The sequence below is a fragment of the Rhodophyticola sp. SM2404 genome, assembly GCF_053570515.1.
This window is the reverse complement of the sequence record NZ_JBSEDL010000002.1, coordinates 364,403-384,205: the sequence shown is the minus strand read 5'-3', so window position 1 is coordinate 384,205 and position 19,803 is coordinate 364,403. Positions and strand designations below refer to the sequence as shown.

Below are 19,803 nucleotides of genomic sequence, written 5' to 3'. Positions count from 1 at the left end.
CCGCACGCACGGCGCCCCAGACAACGCAAAATGGAGTTTTTATCATGCGTCACGCACGAGGCTACCGCCGCCTGAATCGCACCCATGAGCACCGCAAAGCGCTGTTCGCGAATATGGCAGGCTCACTTATTGAACACGAACAGATCAAAACCACTCTGCCCAAGGCGAAAGAACTTCGTCGCATTGTGGAAAAGCTTATCACTCTTGGTAAGCGTGGCGATCTGCATGCCCGCCGTCAGGCCGCATCGCAGCTTAAGCAGGACGCTTATGTTGCCAAGCTGTTTGAAGTGCTGGGACCACGCTATGCCGAGCGTCAGGGTGGCTATGTCCGGGTCCTGAAAGCTGGCTTCCGCTATGGTGACATGGCGCCAATGGCGATCATCGAATTCGTCGACCGCGACCCAGAAGCAAAAGGCGCCGCAGACCGCGCGCGCGTTGAAGCTGAAGAAGCAATGGCCGATAGCGCAGAATAAGCCTGCAGGGTCTTAAGCCCGCAGCTTTGCGAAAACTTTGGAAGGTCCCGCCAGTGGCGGGACTTTTCTTTTTGGGGTAGCCTCGAGATATGGCTGATTTGTTCGGAACATCCACGGCTGCGACCGCGCAAACTCCCGCTGGCCCAAGGCCATTGGCGGATCGTTTGCGGCCTGCAAGCCTCGCCGATGTGATCGGCCAAACCCATCTTCTGGGGGAGGAAGGCAGCCTTCGGGTGATGCTGGATAGCGGAGCTTTGTCATCGCTGGTGTTTTGGGGGCCGCCGGGCGTTGGAAAGACCACGCTGGCACGGCTTCTGGCCCATGAGACCGATCTGCATTTCGTCCAGATCAGCGCAATCTTCACAGGCGTGCCTGACTTGCGCAAAGTGTTTGAGGCCGCGCGCCTGCGCCATCAAAACGGCAAGGGCACATTGTTATTCGTGGATGAAATCCATCGGTTCAACAAAGCCCAACAGGATGGTTTTCTTCCCCATATGGAGGATGGCACCATCCTTCTGGTGGGCGCCACCACCGAGAACCCCAGTTTCGAGTTGAACGCAGCGCTTATGTCGCGGTCGCAGGTTCTGGTATTGGAGCGTCTGGATGACGATGCGCTTGAGCAGCTTTTGCTGCGCGCAGAGGCCGAGCTTGGCAAAACCCTTCCGTTGACCGAGGCCGCCCGCGCCGCTTTGCGCGAAATGGCCGATGGTGATGGCCGCGCCATGCTCAATCTGGCCGAGCAGGTGGCGGCGTGGAAATCAGATACCCCGCTTGATACCGCGCAATTGTCCACGCGGTTGCAACGCCGCGCCGCGCAATACGACAAATCGGGCGATGCGCATTACAACCTGATCTCGGCCTTGCATAAATCTATGCGCGGCTCGGATCCTGATGCCTGCCTCTATTGGTTTGCGCGCATGCTGGAGGGGGGAGAAGACCCGCGCTATCTGGCCCGCCGCATCACGCGCATGGCTGTTGAGGATGTGGGCCTTGCCGATCCGCAGGCGCATCGCGTGTGTCTGGATGCTTGGGAAACATATGAGCGTCTGGGAAGTCCTGAGGGGGAATTGGCGCTTGCACAGGCGATTGTCTATCTCGCGCTCGCGCCGAAATCCAACGCGGCTTACGTGGCCTACAAGGCTGCGCGCAATGCGGCACGAGAAACGGGCTCAAAACCCCCGCCCAAGCATATTCTGAACGCGCCGACCAAGATGATGAAAGAGCAGGGCTATGGCGCGGGCTATGCCTATGACCATGATGCCGAGGATGGTTTTTCGGGGCAGAATTTCTTCCCCGATGATATGGAACGCACGCAATTCTACACCCCTGTCGAGCGGGGTTTTGAACGCGACCTCGCCAAACGGGTTGCCTATTTCGCGAAACTGCGCGCGGAACGGCAGCGCAGTTGACAAGCCGCCCCTTAGGGCAGAAAGACGCGGGCCATGGTCTGGACCCTTTTTCAAGTTGCACTTGGCGGCGCTATCGGCGCCTCGCTTCGCTTTTTGGCGGGGTTCGGGATGTTGCGCCTTGTCGGGCAGGCGCAATTTCCCGTTGCGATCATGTCAGTGAATATCTTGGGGTCTTTCCTGATGGGCCTCTTCGTCGTCACCGCCGCCCAAAAAGGGCTGACCCATCTGTCACCTTTCGTGATGACGGGGCTTTTGGGGGGCTTCACGACCTTTTCGGCGTTCTCGCTTGAGGCGGTAACGCTCTATCAACGGGGAGATTTGGGGCAGGCCGCGATCTATGTTGGCGCCTCGGTGATCTTCTCAATCCTTGGACTTTTTGCGGGGCTTTGGGTAGCTCGGGTGATATTGACATGAGCGCTGTACAGACCATTGAAGTAACGCCCGATGATGGCGATCAGCGCCTTGATCGCTGGTTCAGGAAACACTTCCCCCATATCCCGCAAGGCCGCGTCGAGAAGATGTGCCGCAAAGGTGAAATCCGTGTCGATGGGGGCCGCGTCAAGGCCGCCTCGCGGCTTGAAGCAGGCCAGAAGGTCCGCATCCCGCCTTTGCCTGATACCGATGCGCCGATCTATCCCGCAAAGACCAAAGTCTCTGATCAGGATGCTGCCATGATCCGAGCCTGCGTTTTGTACCGCGATGATCACATCATTGCGCTGAACAAACCCGCAGGCCTACCCACGCAAGGCGGCAGCGGCGTGACCCGCCATATTGATGGCCTATCCGAGGCTTTGATCTTTGACGCCGAGGAAAAGCCGCGTCTGGTGCACCGCCTTGATAAGGATACCTCGGGTGTTTTGTTATTGGCGCGCACGCGCCTTGCCGCGAAGGGCCTGACCGAGGCGTTCCGCCATCGTGGCACCCGCAAGATTTACTGGGCCGCTGTCGCGGGCGCCCCTGTGCCGCGCAAGGGCACCATTCGCTATGGTCTGGTCAAGGCCTCGGGCCATGGCAGGGGCGGCGAGGGCGAAAAGATGGTTTGCATCCACCCCGCCGAGGTCGACAAGATCGAAGGGGCCAAACGCGCGGCCACTGATTACGCCGTGCTGGCGGCACTGGGCGGGCGCGTGTCTTGGGTGGCAATGGAGCCGATCACAGGCCGCACCCATCAGCTGCGCGCGCATATGGCCGAGCTTGGCCATCCCATTATCGGGGATGGCAAATATGGCGGCTCGGGTCAGGAAAACCTTGGCGATGGCTGGGGCGCGCAATTGGGCGGCGAGATGAGCCGCAAGCTGCATCTGCATGCCCGCAGCATCCAAGTGAAACATCCGATCACCGGCAATATGCTGAATGTCACGGCACAATTGCCCGATCATATGACCCGCACTTGGGACACGCTGGATTGGCGCGCCTCCGATGTGCTTGATGACCCTTTCGAGGGGGACGAATGAGCAGCGATATCTGCCTCGTCATCTTTGATGTTGATGGCACTTTAATCGACAGTCAGGCCTCTATCCTCGCTTCGATGAAAAGCGCTTTTACGGGGCTGGATCTGCCAGTTCCTACGCGGGAAGAAACCCTCTCGGTTGTCGGTCTGTCTTTGCCTGTGGTCATGGCGCGCTTGGCCCCCGAACAGGATGCCGCCACACAGGCCCGTCTGGTCGAGGGGTATAAGGCGGGCTTTAACGCCTTGCGTCATTCAGGCGGGGGGGATGCGATATCGCCGCTCTATCCGCAGGCTCTGGAGGTGCTGGGGCAATTGGCAGCACGCGATGAAGTCTTTCTGGGCATCGCCACGGGCAAATCCCGTCGCGGGCTTGATCACTTGTTCGATCTTCACGGCTTTGGCCCGATCTTTCATACGGTCCAAGTGGCTGATGATCATCCCTCCAAGCCGCATCCATCCATGGTTGAGACCTGTTTGAAGCAAACAGGTGTCGCGGCGCAGCGCGCGGTTATTGTCGGCGATACGACCTATGATATTGAAATGGGCCGTGCGGCAGGCATTCATGCGCTTGGTGTGAATTGGGGCTATCACAGCGCAGATATGTTGATGGCAGCAGGCGCGCGGCAGGTTCTGCCCGATTTCGGGGCATTGCCAGACCAGTTGGACGAGATTTGGAGTGAGACATGAGCGAGTGGGCGGCAAAACGGTTCTGGAAAGCGGCGGATGTTGTCTCGGATGAGGCAGGGTTTAGCGTTACGCTGGATGGGCGGGCAGTAAAGACGCCTTTGAAAGCGCCGCTTGTTCTGCCCTCGCAGGAGATGGCGCAGGCGATCGCACTGGAATGGGATGCGCAGGACGACGTGATTGACCCGACAAGCATGCCAGTAACCCGCTCGGCCAATGCCGCAATTGACAAGGTCAGCCTTCAGCATGGGGATGTTGTTGATATGCTCGCGGCTTATGCCGAAACCGACCTTCTGTGCCATCGTGCAGATGGCCCTGAGGCACTGGTTGCCCGTCAGCATCAGCATTGGCAACCGCTTTTGGATTGGGGGGCGCAGACCCATAACGCGCCATTGGTCGTGACCACGGGTATCCTGCCTGCAATGCAGCCCCAAAACAGCCTTGATAGCTACCGCAAACGGATCGCTGAATTCAGGCCCTTCTCGCTGACAGCTTTGCATGATTTGATCATGCTCTCGGGGTCTTTGGTTCTGGGGCTGGCGGTGGCTGCAAGACGTATCCAAGCCGATGAGGCATGGGCTATTTCGCGAATCGATGAGACGTTCCAGATTGAGCAATGGGGCGAGGATGAAGACGCCATGGAAGCCGCCGCCTTGAAGCAGCAGGCTTTTCGCCATGCCGAGCGCTTTTTGAGACTCGCGCAGGGCCATTAGATTTTGCGCCTCTCCACAAAGGTTGACGTAGCGTAGAGAATGCGCATTAGCCCAAGAAATGCTCATTTTTATTGCGGAAATAGCGAAAACCTTAGGTCTTGGCCTTGACCTATGCGGCCAGATTTGCCCAATTAAAAGGCGTTGATCGGCGCATGCCGTTCTCCACAAACAACCCGAAGCCTAATGGCTGAGGGAAACAGCCCTAAACGGGCGTTCCATCAGGAAGAGGTAAATATGAACAAATCCGTATTTCTCGGCACCTTGGCCATCGCTGGTCTCGCGGCTGGTTTCGCTTCGGCGCAAACTTTGGCCGAAGTGCAGGCTCGCGGCACGCTTAACTGTGGCGTAACCACCGGCTTGACCGGCTTCGCTGCACCAGACGCCAATGGCGAATGGGAAGGTTTTGACGTTGGCGTATGTCGTGCTGTTGCCGCTGCCGTTCTCGGCGACGGGACTGCAGTTGAGTTTGTTCCAACCACTGGCCAGACACGCTTCACCGCGCTGGCTTCTGGCGAGATCGACATGCTCGCACGTAACACGACATGGACCTTCAGCCGTGACGTTGACCTGCGTTTTGAATTCGTAGGCGTCAACTACTATGACGGTCAGGGCTTCATGGTTCCAAGTGAACTGGGCGTTGCTTCGGCTTTGGAACTCGACGGTGCAACCGTTTGTATCCAAACTGGTACAACCACAGAACTGAACCTTGCTGACTTCTTCGCGTCGAACAACATGAGCTATGAGCCCGTGCCAATCGAAACGAATGCTGAAGCGCAGCAGCAGTACCTTGCTGGTGCTTGCGACGTTTACACAACAGACGCTTCCGGTCTTGCCGCAACACGCGCGACCTTCGAAGAGCCCGGCGCGCATGTTGTTCTGCCTGAAATCATCTCCAAAGAGCCACTCGGCCCACTTGTTCGCCACGGCGACCACGAATGGGGTGATATCGTTCGCTGGACACTCAACGCTCTGATCTCCGCAGAAGAGCTTGGCGTGACCTCCGCGAATATTGCTGAGCTTGCAGCAGCACCTGGCAACAACCCTGAGATCAACCGTCTGCTCGGCACAGAAGGCGAACTGGGCGCAATGCTCGGTCTGTCCGCTGACTGGGCCGTCAACGCGATCTCCGTTGGTGGTAACTATGGCGAGCTGTTCGAAGGCAATATCGGTGAGACAACTCCAATCGGTCTCGCACGTGGTCTGAACGCTCAGTGGACTGATGGCGGCCTGCTTTACAGCCCACCATTCCGCTAAGTCTTTTTGAAGGGCGCGGCGCTGTCGCGCCCTTCGCACTTACAAAACACACACCAAAATCAAAGACCTCTTCAAGGCAGGCCAATCACTGTAACGGCGCTGTCCAAGGGTCGGGTATATTCAAAAAGCAGGGGCGTCCGCTATGGCTTCGATCTCGGAACCACCCGCAGAGTCATTTCGACTCAGCCAGCTGATTTACGACACACGTTACCGCTCAATGACCATTCAGGTTGTTGCTTTCATCCTGATCATGGCGGGGCTGTACTGGCTCGTGAACAATACGGTGCAGAACCTTGCCACGCTTGGTAAGGATTTCAATTTCGGCTTTTTGAGCTCGCGGGCGGGGTATGATATCAACCAACGCCTAGTCGAATATACCAGCGCTTCGACGCATGGGCGCGCGGCATTTGTTGGCATTCTGAACACATTGCTGGTGGCTTTTGTCGGCTGTATTTTGGCAACCATTTTCGGCGTGGTCGCGGGTGTGCTGCGCCTGTCCAATAACTGGATCGTGGCGCGCATCATGGGCGTCTATGTCGAGACCTTCCGCAATATCCCAACCCTTTTGTGGATCATCGTTGTCTTCGCGATCCTCACCGAATCTACACCGAGCCCGCGCGACTTCCGAGGAGACGCGCCCGAGGCCTCAATGGCGTTGTTCGACACAATCGCTGTGACCAATCGCGGCGTCTACACGCCAGCACCTGTTTTCGGGGACGGCTCGCTTGTTCTGGGTCTCGTCTTCGTATTGTCGATCATCGGCATGTTCGCCTTCCGCAGCTTTGCGCGGAAACGGCAAGCCGCCACTGGCCAAATCCTGCCGGTGTTCTGGATTTCGCTTGGCATCTTCTTTGTGCCAACCTTCATCTTCTATTTCCTGCTGGGCGCGCCTGTCACGCTGGACTACCCAACTTTGCAGGGCTTCAATTTCCAAGGTGGCACGCATTTGCGCGGCTCGTTCATCGCGCTGACCCTCGCTTTGGCGCTTTATACGGGCGCGTTCATCGCCGAGAACGTGCGCGGTGGTATCCTTGCGATCTCCAAGGGACAGACTGAGGCCGCATCGGCCCTTGGCCTGCGCACCAATCGCGTCATGAACCTTGTGGTGCTGCCACAGGCGATGCGCGTCATCGTCCCGCCGCTGATTTCGCAATACCTCAACCTGACCAAAAACTCCTCGCTGGCTATTGCTGTGGGTTACATGGATGTGCGCTCCACCTTGGGGGGCATCACCATCAACCAGACAGGCCGTGAGCTTGAGGGGATGTTGCTGCTCGGATTGTTCTATCTCATCACCTCGCTGATCATTTCGGGCGTGATGAATGTCTATAATAATTCCGTTAAGCTGAAGGAGCGCTGAGATGTCCGACACAAGCCCTCACGCCTCTTTCGTCCGCAAGGAAATGCTGGCCGAGCAGGCCCCGCCTGCCACGGCGGCTGGCCCCATCCGCTGGATGCGCGAGAACCTGTTCTCGAGCGTTCCCAACGCGATCATGACCATCATATCGGTCTATGTGATCTATTGGGTCCTCAGCCATGTGATTGGCTGGTTGTTCTTGGGCGTTTGGAATGCAAGTTCCCTGAATGATTGCCGCACTGTGCTTGCCGCCTTTGGCCGCGAAAGCGGGGCCTGTTGGGCGGTGATCGAAGATCGCTGGTTGCAATTGATGTTCGGCTTCTATCCGTCCGATCAATATTGGCGCCCGATCCTTGCTTTGATCTTGATGTTTGTCGCTTTGGCACCCGTCCTGTTCTCGGACAAGGTTCCAGCCAAGCTGATCTGGTTCTCGATGGTCTATCCCTTCATTGCGGTCTGGCTGATTTGGGGCGGATCGGTCTGGTCTCCCGTCTTGATGATTGCGGGTTTCCCGATTGGCTATCTGGCCTTCAAGATCGTCGGCAAATATGCCTTCAGTGGTCTTGCGATTGCAGCGGCCATTGTTGCGGCGGCCTTGTGGTGGATTGTGGGTTGGGGGGCTGTTGATACGGCGCTGAACCGCATGATCGGTGAGCCGCGGTTCGAGACGGTCATGGCGGAAAGCACCGCGCAAATCGAAGCCCTGCCACCGCAGATTGCCGCCTCCGAGGCTGCGCGTGACGCGGTTGGGGAAGAGATCACCGTCATATCGGCCGAGCGTGATGCGGTTGCGGAACAGATCGCATTGATCTGGGCGCGGCTTAATATCGATGAATGGACGCCTGAACTGGCCGAAGCCTCTGCTGAATTGGACGCGATCTCGGACCCTGAGAGCGAAGAGGCGGCTAGGCTGCGCGGTGATGTCTTGCAATTGGAAAGCGAGATTTCCGAGGCGCAGGCAACCATTGACGCGGCTGGAAGCGTTTTGCCTTCGGTTGACGAGTTGGAAACTCTGCAAGACGAATTCGCAAGCTATCAGGAAACGCTCGCCTCAATGCGCAATGAAATGAATGCGCATAATATCGAGCTGAACAGTCTGAATTCCGAGCTGTCGGATGCCACGCGGACGCTTTCGCAACTCGACACTCTGCGTGTGGATCAAGCGGATCTGCCAATGCTGCGGGATGAAGCCCGTGCTATTGCCCGCGACCCGAATGCGACTGCCGATGAGGTGGCTTCAGCCGAAGATGCTGTCTCGGCGGTTGAGCGTCGGATCGATGATACCTATGGCATTCTTGGCCTGACAGGGCTGGAATTCGTCGAAAGCCGTGCCATCGGTGGGTTCATGCTGGCGATCATCATCGGTGTTGCGGGGATCGTTCTTTCCTTCCCGATCGGCATCGCGCTTGCTTTGGGCCGCCAATCGGACCTCTTGATCATCAAGATGTTCTGCGTGGCCTTTATCGAGACGATCCGTGGTGTTCCACTGATTGTATGGCTGTTCACAGCGCAGCTTTTGCTGAATTACTTCCTGCCCCCGGGCACGACCTTTGACCTTTTGTTGCGGGTTGTGATCATGGTGACGCTCTTTGCCTCGGCCTATATCGCGGAAGTGATCCGTGGTGGCTTGGCGGCCCTGCCGCGTGGCCAATATGAGGGCGCGGATAGTCTGGGGCTGGATTACTGGCAATCCATGCGCCTGATCATCCTGCCGCAATCGCTCAAGATCTCGATCCCGGGAATTGTGAATACCTTTATCGGCCTGTTCAAAGATACGACGCTGGTCGTGTTCATTGGCCTTTTCGATACGATCGGTCTGATCAATGCGATCCGCGCTGATACGGATTGGAACGGGATTTACTGGGAATTGTTCATTTTTGTCGGGCTGTTGTTCTTCGTGTGCTGCTTCTCGATGTCCAAATATTCGCAACACCTGGAGCGCAAGCTCCGGACCGATCACCGCTAAGGAGAGCTCAACCATGTCAGATACTGCACATTTGGTGGAAGACCGCGAGATTGACCGCTCGAAGATGAAGGTCTCCGATGAGGTGGCCATTGAAATCCAGAACATGAACAAATGGTATGGCACCTTCCATGTTCTGCGCGACATCGACCTGACGGTGAACCGTGGCGAACGGATCGTTGTGTGCGGGCCCTCAGGCTCGGGTAAATCGACCCTGATCCGCTGCATCAATGCGTTGGAGGAGCATCAGAAAGGCTCGATCACCGTTGATGGGACCTTGCTGTCGAATGATTTGAAGAACATCGACAAGATCCGCTCAGAGGTCGGGATGTGCTTTCAGCATTTCAACCTGTTTCCGCATCTCACGATTTTGGAAAACTGCACTTTGGCTCCGATCTGGGTCCGCAAGACCCCTAAGAAGGAAGCTGAAGAAACGGCGATGTATTTCCTTGAGAAGGTCAAGATCCCCGAGCAGGCCGATAAATACCCCGGTCAGCTTTCCGGTGGTCAGCAGCAGCGTGTGGCGATTGCCCGTTCGCTGTGCATGCGCCCACGGATCATGTTGTTTGACGAGCCGACATCGGCGCTTGACCCCGAGATGATCAAGGAAGTTCTGGATACGATGATCCAACTGGCGGAAGAAGGCATGACGATGATTTGTGTGACCCATGAAATGGGCTTTGCCCGTCAGGTGGCAAACCGCGTGATCTTCATGGATGCAGGCCAGATTGTTGAGCAGAACGAGCCAGAGCAGTTCTTTACCAATCCGCAAAGCGATCGGACCAAGCTGTTCTTGAGCCAGATCCTCGGTCATTGATCGACGGATTAGCGCTATTGGCGAGGCAGGGGCGCGCATGGGGATTGACCCCATGCGCGCCCCTTTGCCTTCGGCGAAAGTATTTTTGAAGCAAAGAGAAGCAGCGCGGTTATGTCGGGTTGGACAGATCGCGTGGGGTGACAAAGCCTTGGAGTTGGCCAGTGCCTTCGGTAATCTCTGCCCAAGTCTCGGCTTGGAATTCAAGCACCAAACAGGCCCCTGTTGGATAGCTGCCAAAGCTTGGATGGTCGGGCGGTGTTGCCGCGAGAGACCATGCGAGAGCGCCGATCCCTGGATTATGGCCGATGACGGCTACCTTGCGCCCCTCACAGCCGCGCAGAGCCTGTAGGATGTCACTAGGCGCTGCATGGTAGAGCGCGCGGGTTAAGATCGGTGCGGAGGCGGCGCTGAGTTGTGTGGCGATCCCTGACCATGTCTCTTGGGTTCTGCGGGCCGTGGAGCAGAGCACGCTGTCGGGCGTGAAGCCCTTTTCGTTTAACCAGCCGCCAATCAGGGGGGCTGCCGCGAGGCCGCGCATATTGAGGGGGCGGTCATGGTCGGGCAGGCTGGGATCCCCCCAGTCGGATTTGGCGTGCCGGATGAGGATTAAGGTAAGGCTCATGCCCGAATAATCGAGCCTGCGCCGTGATCGGTGAACAGCTCCAGCAGGCAGGCATTGGGTGAGCGTCCGTCAAGGATCACGGCCGCGCGCACGCCCGCGCGCACCGCGTTCAGCGCGGTCTCGGTCTTGGGGATCATGCCGCCTGCGATGACGCCTGTTTTGGTCAATTCCTCGACATCGGCTGCGCGCAATTCGGTGACGACTTCGCCTGAGGCATTCTTGACGCCCGCGACATCGGTCAGCAGGAGCAGGCGATCAGCGGTGAGAGCGGCAGCGATCGCACCCGCGGCGGTGTCACCATTGACGTTGAATGTCTCGCCATTGCGGCCTGCGCCGATTGGCGCGATCACAGGGATCATCTCGGCTTGGAACAATTGATGCAGAAGCGTCGGGTCCACCTCGGCGGGGTCGCCGACAAAGCCAAGTTCGGGGTCGGACGGGTCACAGATCATCAGATTGGCATCCTTGCCCGACAGGCCAACGGCTTTGCCGCCTTGGCTGTTGATGGCTTGAACGATCCGCTTGTTCACCTGACCTGACAGGACCATTTCCACCACTTCCATGGTCGCGGCATCGGTGATGCGTTTGCCGCGCGAGAAGCTGGAGGTGACGCCAAGCCTGTCCAGCAGGCTGTTGATCATCGGACCGCCGCCATGCACCACCACAGGGTTCAACCCCACAGTGCGCATCAACATCACATCGCGTGCAAAACTGGCCATGCCCTCATCAGACCCCATCGCATGCCCGCCCAGTTTGATGACAACAATCGCATCATCATAGCGTTGCAGATAGGGAAGCGCTTCGTTCAGCGTACGCGCGGTGGCGACGTAATCACGGGTCATGGCGGTTTGTTTCTTCATTGCGAGGCGACCTTTTGGCCAAGAGATATGCCTTGTTATGCCAGCAGCATCAGGCTGTGAAGCATAAGCGCAAAAAGAAGCTGAAGAAATTACAGGCGCTGTCGCTAGACCAGCGAAGAAATGATCGAGCGCAAGGTTGGTATCCCGTCGCCCTTCTCGGAGGAGGTCAGCACGATCTCGGGGAAGGCGGCGGGGTGTTTGGAGAGCGCTTTGCGCACCTGATCAAGCGTCTTTTCGCGGTCGGCATCCTTCACCTTATCGGCTTTGGTCATCACGACCTGAAAGGTGACGGCGGATTGATCAAGCAGGGTCATGATCTCGTCATCCACGGCCTTCACGCCATGGCGGGTATCGATCAGAACAAAGGCGCGGCGCAGGGTCTGGCGACCCGAGAGATAGGATTTGAGCAGAGCCTGCCATTGCTTGACCACGGCCACGGGTGCCTCGGCATAGCCATAGCCCGGAAGGTCGACGAGGTAATGCGCATCGGACAGGGTAAAGAAGTTGATTTCCTGCGTCCGGCCAGGGGTGTTCGAGGCGCGAGCGAGGGCTTTGCGGCCCGTCAGCGCATTGATCAAGGTGGATTTGCCCACATTGGAGCGACCCGCAAAGCAAACCTCCAAGCGGTCGGCGGGGGGCAGGCCATTCATAGCGACCACACCTTTAAGGAACTCGGCCCCGCGCGCAAAAAGCATGCGGCCCTTTTCGGTGGTGATCTCGTCAGGGTCTTCGGCAAGGGGGAAGGGAAGTGGCGCACTCATGAGATGACCTCGACAGAATTGCCCAATGCGATCGCACCGGAGGATATGACCTCAGCGTAAACACCAAAATTCGTGTGACCCCAACCCTGTTCAAGAAGGGATAGCGTGTTTACATCGCGCTTTCCGGTTTCAGGGTTCCCTTCGGTGGCGCGGCAGCGGCCTATGGGTTCCACGATTTTAAGCTGTGCCCCGCCGATCTGCACGGTCTTTCCGATCAGGTCGAATTCCTCCCAAGGCGCGGCCCCGTTGAGCCAGAGATTCCCGCGAAAGCGGCGCATATCAAGATCCATGCCCGCATCGGCTGACAGAGCTGCAAGCGAGGTGAGATTGAGGATCGAGACCGAGGCAAATGGTGCATCCGACATCCCTTCGGGCGGGGCGGTGACAAGCTCGACGGGTGGATTGCGGTTGTCAGGGTAAATCGCGGCCAGCCATTTGAACAGCTCGGCGGCGTCTGTCGCGGGGTTGATGGAGATGTCAGGCCGTTCAGGATGGGAAAGATGGATAAGCTCGCCTTCGGTCTTGGCGGTGATCGCCATAAGCGATGGCCCCTTGGCCCCGCGCAGGAAGTTGCGGCAGGAGCGCCACCCGTCAGCCGCGTCACCGCCTGCTTCCAGAACGGCGAACGCCCTGTCCATGGGGACAGGGCGGCCGATTTTCAGATCAGCCCGTTCCAGCGCTTCGGCCCCGATACCTTTGATCGGGTGGCGCCAGATATGGGCAAGCGAGATTGTCACTTCTTATCCGATGCACTGCGCTGGAAGCTGGAGCGTATATTGCCGAACAGGTCGGGTTTATACCCTTGGCTGCGCATGATGGTATATTGCTGGATGAAGGTCAGCGTGTTGTTCGCAATCCAGTAGACCAACAGGCCCGATGCAAAGCTTCCAAGCATGAACATGAACACCCATGGCAACCATGCAAAGATCATGGCCTGTGTCGGATCAGTGGGCTGTGGGTTCAGCTTTTGCTGCAGCCACATCGAGATACCCAGCAGGATCGGCAGGACACCGATAAACACCAGCGCAAGGATCGAGCCCGGCTCAGGCGATGGGATGGGCAGCAGACCGAACAGGTTGATCAGCGATGAGGTGTCGGGCATCGACAGGTCATTCAGCCAGCCGAAGAAGGGCGCGTGGCGCAATTCCAGCGTGACGAAGATCACCTTATAGAGCGAGAAGAAGATCGGAACCTGCAGCAGGATCGGCAAACACCCCGAGGCTGGATTGACCTTGTTCTTCTTGTACATCTCCATCATGCCGCGCTGGAGCTTTTCGCGGTCATCGCCCGCGCTTTCTTTGAGCTTCTCCATCTCTGGCTGAAGCTCGCGCATTTTGGCCATCGATACATAGGATTTATACGCAAGCGGGAAAAGCGCTGCTTTGACGATGAAGGTCAAGGCAATGATCGCAAGGCCCATATTGCCGATTGCAATGCCAAGGTAATGCAGCAACCAGAACATCGGCTTGGTGATGAAATAGAACCAACCCCAATCGATCGAGTCGAGGAAGCCTGCAATGCCGTTCACATTCTGGTAGTCGCGGATGGTTTCCCATTCCTTCGCACCAGCAAAGAGCCGCGTTGTCCGCTCCACCGTCTCACCCGGGGCGACATCCAGAGCAGGAAGGCGCGCTTCGGTTTGGTAGATATCGGCAGTTGCCACATAGCGGGTGACGGCCGTGAAGGGCTGAAGCTCTTCGGGGATGAGCGTGGCCATCCAGTATTTATCGGTAAAGCCGATCCAGCCTTCTTCGGTAACCTCGGTGATCTCGGCATTTGCGCCTTCACGCTGGATGAAATCGAGATCGGGGATATCGGAATAGCCGACCTCGCCCAATGTGCCATCGGTGTGCTGCACCACGCCTTCATGCAGGATGAAGAAGTTCTGCAGGTCCGAGGGCAGGCCGTGCCGCGCGACGATGCCATAAGGGGCCACGCGCTGCGCATCGGCGGTCGTGTTTTCAATGGATTGGGTCACGGTGAACAGGAAATGCTCATCAATCGCGATGGTGCGGCGGAAGATCAGGCCAGCGCCATTGTCCCAAACAAGCGTGACAGGGCTGTCGATACCCAATGTGTCGCCGCTTTCAACGGACCACTGGGTATTGGCACCGGGAACATCTTCAAAATCCAGCGCGCCGCCAGGTGCCCAGCCATAGAGCGCATAAAACGCCTCGGGGCCGCCCACGGGGGAGAACAGGCGCACAATCTCTGAATCTTCATCAAGCGTTTCGCGGTAGTCGCGCAAGGAAAGGTCATCGATGCGACCACCAACCAGCGAGATGGAGCCCAGAACCGTATCGGTTTCGATGGTCACACGCTCGGCTGTGGCAAGGGCCACTTCGCGGGTTGCTTCGGGGTCGATCAGCACAGGCGCATCCGTGCCCGGAGGTGTCAGCGCCATATCGGGTGCTGCGCCAGTCTCGCTTTGTGTGACCGCGTTGGGATCAACTGGTGCCACCTCTTCTGGTGGGAACAGCAGGAACCACACGAGAATGACAATAAAGCTCAAGGCCGTGGCCAAGATCAGGTTCTTGTTCTGATCGTTCATGATCGCTTCTTGCCCCTTGGTTGAAGTCACGTGGGTTCAACAGATTGGGGGGGCAAAGGTCAAGGGCTTTCACCCTTTTTGAGCCCTATCTGCGCCGATCTGACATGGAGTTTATGCCAGTTTTCAGGCCTGCGCGGCTTTGAAGCGTGATTCCTGCCAAGGAATGTTCATTCAGCGCCGCTGTCTTGGTCGCCTGCTGCGCGCATCAGACCTGCGAAATCAAACAGCTCGGGGTCAAGCAAATGCGAGGGGCGCGCGGTCATCAGGGCCGAGAAGATTTTTTGCCGACGACCGGGGATTTTGGCCTCCCATTCATCCAACATCCGTTTGATCACCTGACGCTGCAACCCATCTTGAGACCCGCAAAGATCACAAGGGATGATGGGATAATTCATCGCCGTCGCGAATTTCTCGCAATCGGCCTCGGCGACATGGGCCAAGGGGCGGTAGACGAAAAGATCACCCTCATCATTGAGCAGCTTGGGTGGCATGGTTGCCAGCTTGCCGCCATGGAAAAGGTTCAAGAAAAACGTCTCGAGGATATCATCGCGGTGATGCCCCAACACAACCGCCGAGCATCCCTCTTCGCGGGCAATGCGGTAGAGATTGCCACGCCGCAACCGTGAACATAGCGCGCAATAGGTGCGGCCCTGCGGGACCTTATCCATCACGATGGAATAGGTATCCTGATACTCGATGCGGTGCGGGACACCCATTTTCTCCAAGAACTCAGGTAGGACAGTCGCGGGAAACCCCGGTTGGCCCTGATCGAGATTGCAGGCCAGCAATTCCACCGGCAAAAGCCCGCGCCATTGCAACTCGGTCAGCACGGCCAGAAGGGTGTAGCTATCCTTGCCGCCAGACAGGCAGACCAGCCATTTCGTGCCACGCTCGATCATGCCGTAACGCTCGATTGCTTCGCGGGTGTCGCGGATCAAACGTTTGCGGAGTTTCTTGAACTCCGTGCTTGAGGGGGCGCCGTGAAACAGCGGGTGGATATCGTCTGCATCATCCAGCATGGGCTGGCCTCCGAAGGGTTCTGGCGTTGCGCCTTGCCATAGAAGAGCAGGGCCATATGCGTCAAGCGCGCTTGCATGAGGCCGCATCCGGCTTACGTCTGTAATGCAAAGGAGTTTGATCCATGCGTTTTCTTGCCCTCGCCATTTTTCTGGCCCTTGCGGCCTGTTCTGGTCGTCCATCGCTGGATGACCCGCAACTCAGTGATCAGGCCTTGAACCTTGAGGAATATTTCAGTGGCTCTCTGGTTGCGCGCGGGCAATTTCAAGATGTGTTCGGCACGGTGCGCCGCCGCTTCGATGTTCAAATCGAAGGCGAGTGGGATGGCCAGACCCTGACGCTGATTGAGGATTTCGTTTATGAAGACGGCTCGACTGAACAACGCATCTGGACGCTCGAGAAAACGGGCGAGCAGACATGGGTCGGCACCGCCCCTGGTGTGATCGGGCAGGCCAGCGGTGAGGAACGGGGCGATACGTTCAATTGGCAATATACGATCGATCTCCCCTTGGGAGATGGCGAGACAATGCGCTTTACCTTTGATGACTGGATGTGGCTGCTGTCAGATGGCCGATTGCTGAACCGCGCCTATATGGAGCGGTTCGGGATCACCGTAGGTGAGGTTATCATCACCTTCGAAAAGCTCTAACTCTCAGTGCTCATGATCATGCTGTTTGGGCACAGGATCATAACCTGACTTGCCCCAAGGGTGACAGCGCCCGATCCGGCGCAGGGTCAGCCATGTGCCTTTCAGGGCGCCATGGGTTTCCAAGGCCTCTAGGGCATAGGCCGAACAGGTGGGCTGATATCGGCAGTTGAACCCGACCCAAGGCGAAAAGATCAAGCGATAGGCGCGTATCGGCAGCGAGATCATAAAAGCCAGAGGTTTCATCCATGCACCTTTTTCAAGGCGGCCTTGAGGTCGGCCTTCATGTCTTCCAAAGGGCGCGAAGCTGTTAACTCGGCCCGCCCGATCAGCACATAATCCCAGCCTTCGCGGCCTTGGCTGGCAATCACAGCCCGCGCGATTTCGCGCAAGCGGCGCTTGGCGCGGTTGCGGGCCACGGCATTCCCGACCTTTTTGGAGCAGGTATATCCAACACGGATACCCGTGACCTCTTCTTGCGCGGCGCGTTTGCGCGCTTGCAAAAGAAAGGCGGGGGCGGGTGCGCGTTTTGCTTTGGCGGCCCGAAGAAAATCGGATCGTTTGCGAAGAACGCAAAAAGCCCCTGCCGAAGACAGGGGCGTGTCGGACGCCGTGGCGTCCGCCATCACGTTAGCCTCACGCGCTGAGCGACTTCCGGCCACGAGCACGACGTGCGTTCAGGATCTTGCGGCCAGCTTTGGTCGCCATGCGCGCACGGAAGCCGTGGCGGTGCTTGCGAACGAGGTTCGAAGGCTGAAAAGTACGTTTCGTCATCTTATGTCTCCATCGTCATACCGGAGCGTGCAGGAGCGCAGCACTCAACAGTATCGGAATCTCTGTAAGGCCTGCGCAATACGCACTCCCACCCAGCCTGTCAACAAATGGAAGAGTGAATCTTTACCGCTGAAACAGTTTTTCTGCGATTGTTACGGCTCGGACGGGTTTTCGTAACAAACCCCCTTATTTTTGTCACGTGTGATCAAGCAGCCGTGACAGGGCTTTTGTGGCGAGGCTTTGCGGGGCATGTACTGGGCGTAACAGCGGGAAAGAGGTTGAAATGGCCGACACAGTCACAGAATCGAAGAAAAACCCTTTGGCACGCGCGCTGCCGCTTGCCTTGATTGCCCTCGGGGCCGCGCTGGGCTGGTTTTTGCTGCGCGATATCCTGACCTTCGAAACCTTGCGGGAAAACCGTGAGGCGCTCTTGGCCTTTCGGGATGCCAATTATGTGCAAACAGTTCTGGTCTTCATGGCCATCTATATCCTGATTGTCGCCTTCTCGCTTCCCGGGGCCACGATTGCCACGCTGACAGGCGGGTTCCTATTTGCCACATTCCCAGGCGCCTTATTCAATATCGCGGCCGCAACCGTCGGGGCGAGCTTGATCTTCCTGGCCGCCCGCTGGGGGCTGGGAGAGAGGTTGAGCGCAAGGATGGATGCCTCGCAAGGCAATGTGCGGCGCATCAAGCAAGGCATTGATGAAAACCAATGGTCGATGCTGTTTCTGATCCGTCTTGTGCCAGCGGTGCCGTTCTTCGTTGCCAATCTGGTGCCCGCGTTGGTGGGCGTGCCGCTCTACCGTTTCGCGATCACGACCTTCCTTGGCATTATTCCGGGAACAGTTGTGCTGACCTCGGTCGGGGCGGGGCTTGGCGGGGTGTTCGAGCGTGGCGAAACCCCCGATCTGGGTATTTTCTTTGAGCCGCAGATATTGCTTCCAATCCTCGGGCTTTGCGCGCTGGCCGCACTTCCTCTCCTTCTCAAGGCCCTGCGCGGCAAGAAAGGTCTCTGAACTATGGAACGGATCAAGACAGATATTTGCGTGATCGGTGCAGGCTCGGGTGGGCTTTCGGTTGCGGCGGGTGCGGTGCAGATGGGCGCAAAGGTTGTGCTGATCGAGGCGCATCTGATGGGCGGTGATTGCCTGAATTTTGGCTGTGTCCCCTCCAAGGCGCTTTTGGCGGCGGGCCATAAGGCACATGAAACATCGCAGGCGCGTTTCGGTGTGGCGGGCCATGACCCTTTGCCTGATTTCGCCGCTGCCAAAGATCATGTAACGCAGGTGGTCGAGACCATCGAACCCGTTGATAGCCAAGAGCGCTTTGAGGGGTTGGGCGTTCATGTCATCCGCGAAACGGCGCATTTTATCTCGCCCACAGAAGTTCAGGCAGGCGATCACGTGATCTCGGCGCGCCGCTTTGTGATTGCCACAGGCTCGCGCCCTTTTGTGCCCCCGATCGCAGGCATCGAAGACACCCCCTATCTTACGAATGAATCGCTGTTTGATCTGAGGGATCGGCCCGAGCATTTGATTGTGATCGGCGGTGGCCCGATCGGGATGGAGATGGCGCAAGCGCATCGCAGGCTCGGCTCGCAGGTCACGGTGATCGAGGGGCAAAAAGCTTTGGGCAAGGATGACCCCGAAGCGGCTGCTGTGGTTCTGGACAAATTGCGCGCCGAAGGGATCACCATCGAGGAAGGTGCTGAAGTCCCGCGCGTCTCGGGCCAAGCAGGCGCAATCAAGGTTATCACGACAGACGGGCGCGAATTTGACGGATCACATCTGCTGCTTGCGGTTGGACGGCAGGTCAATGTCGACAAGCTAGACCTTGATCGCGGCGGCATTGCCCATTCCCGCAAGGGCGTCACGGTGGATGCGGGCCTGCGTTCGACCACCAATAAGCGCGTCTATGCCGTGGGCGATGTTGCGGGCGGGCTGCAATTTACCCATGTCGCAGGCTATCATGCGGGTGTGATCATTCGGCCCATGCTGTTTGGCTTGCCTGCCAAGGCGCGCAATGATCATGTGCCTTGGGTCACCTATACCGACCCCGAACTGGCGCAGGTCGGCCTGACCGAGGCCGAGGCCAGAACAGCCCATGGGGCCAAGCTCGAGGTTGTGCGCTTTCCCTATTCCGAGAATGATCGCGCAATTGCCACAGGCCAGACCGAGGGGTTCATCAAGGTCATGGTTCTGCGCGGCAAGCCAATCGGGGCAACAATTGTTGGCGCGCGCGCGGGTGACTTGATCCAAATTTGGGGCCTTGCTATCGCCAATGGCCTGAAGATGAGTGCGGTCGCTGGCATGATTTCGCCGTATCCGACACTGGGAGAGATTAACAAACGCGCTGCGGGTGCTTATTTCTCTCCAAGACTGTTTAAGAACCCTTGGGTGAAACGTATTGTACGCCTAGTCCAAAGGACGTGACGGAAGATTATAAAGGCC

At 57.7% G+C, this 19,803-nt stretch carries 21 protein-coding genes and 1 pseudogene; 13 read left to right on the top strand and 9 right to left on the bottom strand.

Annotated elements, in window-relative coordinates:
* Positions 1-44: 44 nt before the first annotated feature.
* The 10 genes and pseudogenes from rplQ (at position 45) to ACTYEO_RS04810 (ending at position 10,120) form a co-directional block, all read left to right on the top strand.
* The gene (gene rplQ, locus ACTYEO_RS04855) at positions 45-473 is read left to right on the top strand and encodes a 50S ribosomal protein L17 (protein ID WP_449322579.1); all 429 of its coding nucleotides are present in this window, start codon (positions 45-47) and stop codon (positions 471-473) included.
* A gap of 89 nt (positions 474-562) precedes the next feature.
* Positions 563-1,882: a replication-associated recombination protein A gene (locus ACTYEO_RS04850; RefSeq protein WP_449322578.1), complete on the top strand. Its 1,320-nt coding sequence runs from the start codon at positions 563-565 to the stop codon at positions 1,880-1,882.
* A 33-nt stretch (positions 1,883-1,915) separates the two neighbouring features.
* Positions 1,916-2,296: a fluoride efflux transporter CrcB gene (crcB, locus tag ACTYEO_RS04845; protein WP_449322577.1), complete on the top strand. Its 381-nt coding sequence runs from the start codon at positions 1,916-1,918 to the stop codon at positions 2,294-2,296.
* Positions 2,293-3,336, top strand: a complete 1,044-nt coding sequence (locus ACTYEO_RS04840) for an RluA family pseudouridine synthase (protein ID WP_449322576.1) — start codon at positions 2,293-2,295, stop codon at positions 3,334-3,336. The genes crcB and ACTYEO_RS04840 overlap by 4 nt, the downstream gene beginning before the upstream one ends.
* Positions 3,333-4,019 (top strand): HAD-IA family hydrolase, encoded by a 687-nt coding sequence (locus ACTYEO_RS04835; RefSeq protein ID WP_449322575.1) that lies wholly within the window; start codon positions 3,333-3,335, stop codon positions 4,017-4,019. Before ACTYEO_RS04840 ends, ACTYEO_RS04835 begins: the two co-directional genes overlap by 4 nt.
* A complete protein-coding gene (locus ACTYEO_RS04830) occupies positions 4,016-4,729 on the top strand; it encodes an ATP12 family chaperone protein (protein WP_449322574.1) in 714 nt (237 codons plus the stop codon). Before ACTYEO_RS04835 ends, ACTYEO_RS04830 begins: the two co-directional genes overlap by 4 nt.
* Before the next feature lie 234 nt (positions 4,730-4,963).
* Positions 4,964-5,983, top strand: coding sequence for an amino acid ABC transporter substrate-binding protein (locus tag ACTYEO_RS04825; RefSeq protein WP_449322573.1), 1,020 nt, complete (start codon positions 4,964-4,966; stop codon positions 5,981-5,983).
* Positions 5,984-6,125: 142 nt separating this feature from the next.
* Positions 6,126-7,343 (top strand): amino acid ABC transporter permease, encoded by a 1,218-nt coding sequence (locus ACTYEO_RS04820; protein ID WP_449322572.1) that lies wholly within the window; start codon positions 6,126-6,128, stop codon positions 7,341-7,343.
* Positions 7,344-8,646: 1,303 nt separating this feature from the next.
* Positions 8,647-9,306: pseudogene (locus tag ACTYEO_RS04815) on the top strand (amino acid ABC transporter permease); the annotation flags it as partial.
* 13 nt (positions 9,307-9,319) lie between these two features.
* Positions 9,320-10,120 (top strand): amino acid ABC transporter ATP-binding protein, encoded by an 801-nt coding sequence (locus ACTYEO_RS04810; RefSeq protein ID WP_449322571.1) that lies wholly within the window; start codon positions 9,320-9,322, stop codon positions 10,118-10,120.
* 109 nt (positions 10,121-10,229) lie between these two features.
* On the opposite strand, the gene ACTYEO_RS04805 is transcribed toward ACTYEO_RS04810, so the two are convergent.
* From ACTYEO_RS04805 to ttcA, 6 genes are all read right to left on the bottom strand, one after another.
* On the bottom strand, positions 10,230-10,742 hold the full coding sequence (locus ACTYEO_RS04805; protein ID WP_449322570.1) for a SixA phosphatase family protein: 513 nt from the start codon (positions 10,740-10,742) through the stop codon (positions 10,230-10,232).
* Positions 10,739-11,602: an acetylglutamate kinase gene (argB, locus tag ACTYEO_RS04800; RefSeq protein ID WP_449322569.1), complete on the bottom strand. Its 864-nt coding sequence runs from the start codon at positions 11,600-11,602 to the stop codon at positions 10,739-10,741. Before argB ends, ACTYEO_RS04805 begins: the two co-directional genes overlap by 4 nt.
* Positions 11,603-11,706: 104 nt before the next feature.
* Positions 11,707-12,363 carry a ribosome biogenesis GTP-binding protein YihA/YsxC gene (gene yihA / locus ACTYEO_RS04795; protein WP_449322568.1) on the bottom strand — a complete coding sequence of 219 codons (657 nt, stop codon included), beginning with the start codon at positions 12,361-12,363 and terminating at the stop codon, positions 11,707-11,709.
* Positions 12,360-13,100, bottom strand: a complete 741-nt coding sequence (locus tag ACTYEO_RS04790) for an MOSC domain-containing protein (RefSeq protein ID WP_449322567.1) — start codon at positions 13,098-13,100, stop codon at positions 12,360-12,362. The genes yihA and ACTYEO_RS04790 overlap by 4 nt, the downstream gene beginning before the upstream one ends.
* Positions 13,097-14,914 carry a membrane protein insertase YidC gene (gene yidC, locus ACTYEO_RS04785; protein WP_449322566.1) on the bottom strand — a complete coding sequence of 606 codons (1,818 nt, stop codon included), beginning with the start codon at positions 14,912-14,914 and terminating at the stop codon, positions 13,097-13,099. The genes ACTYEO_RS04790 and yidC overlap by 4 nt, the downstream gene beginning before the upstream one ends.
* 167 nt (positions 14,915-15,081) lie before the next feature.
* Positions 15,082-15,933 (bottom strand): tRNA 2-thiocytidine(32) synthetase TtcA, encoded by an 852-nt coding sequence (gene ttcA, locus ACTYEO_RS04780; RefSeq protein ID WP_449322565.1) that lies wholly within the window; start codon positions 15,931-15,933, stop codon positions 15,082-15,084.
* 122 nt (positions 15,934-16,055) lie between these two features.
* Between ttcA and ACTYEO_RS04775 the strand changes: the two genes are divergently transcribed.
* Entirely contained in the window at positions 16,056-16,580 is a 525-nt protein-coding gene (locus ACTYEO_RS04775) for a DUF3833 domain-containing protein (RefSeq protein WP_449322564.1), read from the top strand.
* A gap of 3 nt (positions 16,581-16,583) precedes the next feature.
* Here ACTYEO_RS04775 and yidD read toward each other — a convergent pair whose 3' ends face one another.
* Genes yidD through rpmH form a run of 3 tightly spaced genes read right to left on the bottom strand, consistent with a single transcriptional unit; the run spans position 16,584 to position 17,351 of the window.
* On the bottom strand, positions 16,584-16,823 hold the full coding sequence (gene yidD, locus ACTYEO_RS04770; RefSeq protein WP_449322563.1) for a membrane protein insertion efficiency factor YidD: 240 nt from the start codon (positions 16,821-16,823) through the stop codon (positions 16,584-16,586).
* Positions 16,820-17,203 carry a ribonuclease P protein component gene (gene rnpA, locus ACTYEO_RS04765; RefSeq protein WP_449322562.1) on the bottom strand — a complete coding sequence of 128 codons (384 nt, stop codon included), beginning with the start codon at positions 17,201-17,203 and terminating at the stop codon, positions 16,820-16,822. The genes yidD and rnpA overlap by 4 nt, the downstream gene beginning before the upstream one ends.
* A gap of 10 nt (positions 17,204-17,213) precedes the next feature.
* Positions 17,214-17,351: a 50S ribosomal protein L34 gene (gene rpmH, locus ACTYEO_RS04760; protein WP_089270676.1), complete on the bottom strand. Its 138-nt coding sequence runs from the start codon at positions 17,349-17,351 to the stop codon at positions 17,214-17,216.
* A gap of 283 nt (positions 17,352-17,634) precedes the next feature.
* On the opposite strand from rpmH, the gene ACTYEO_RS04755 reads away from it, so the two are divergent.
* Both ACTYEO_RS04755 and ACTYEO_RS04750 read left to right on the top strand, forming a co-directional pair.
* A complete protein-coding gene (locus tag ACTYEO_RS04755) occupies positions 17,635-18,369 on the top strand; it encodes a TVP38/TMEM64 family protein (protein WP_449322561.1) in 735 nt (244 codons plus the stop codon).
* A 3-nt stretch (positions 18,370-18,372) separates the two neighbouring features.
* Positions 18,373-19,785, top strand: coding sequence for a dihydrolipoyl dehydrogenase family protein (locus ACTYEO_RS04750; RefSeq protein WP_449322560.1), 1,413 nt, complete (start codon positions 18,373-18,375; stop codon positions 19,783-19,785).
* The last annotated feature ends 18 nt before the right edge of the window (positions 19,786-19,803 follow it).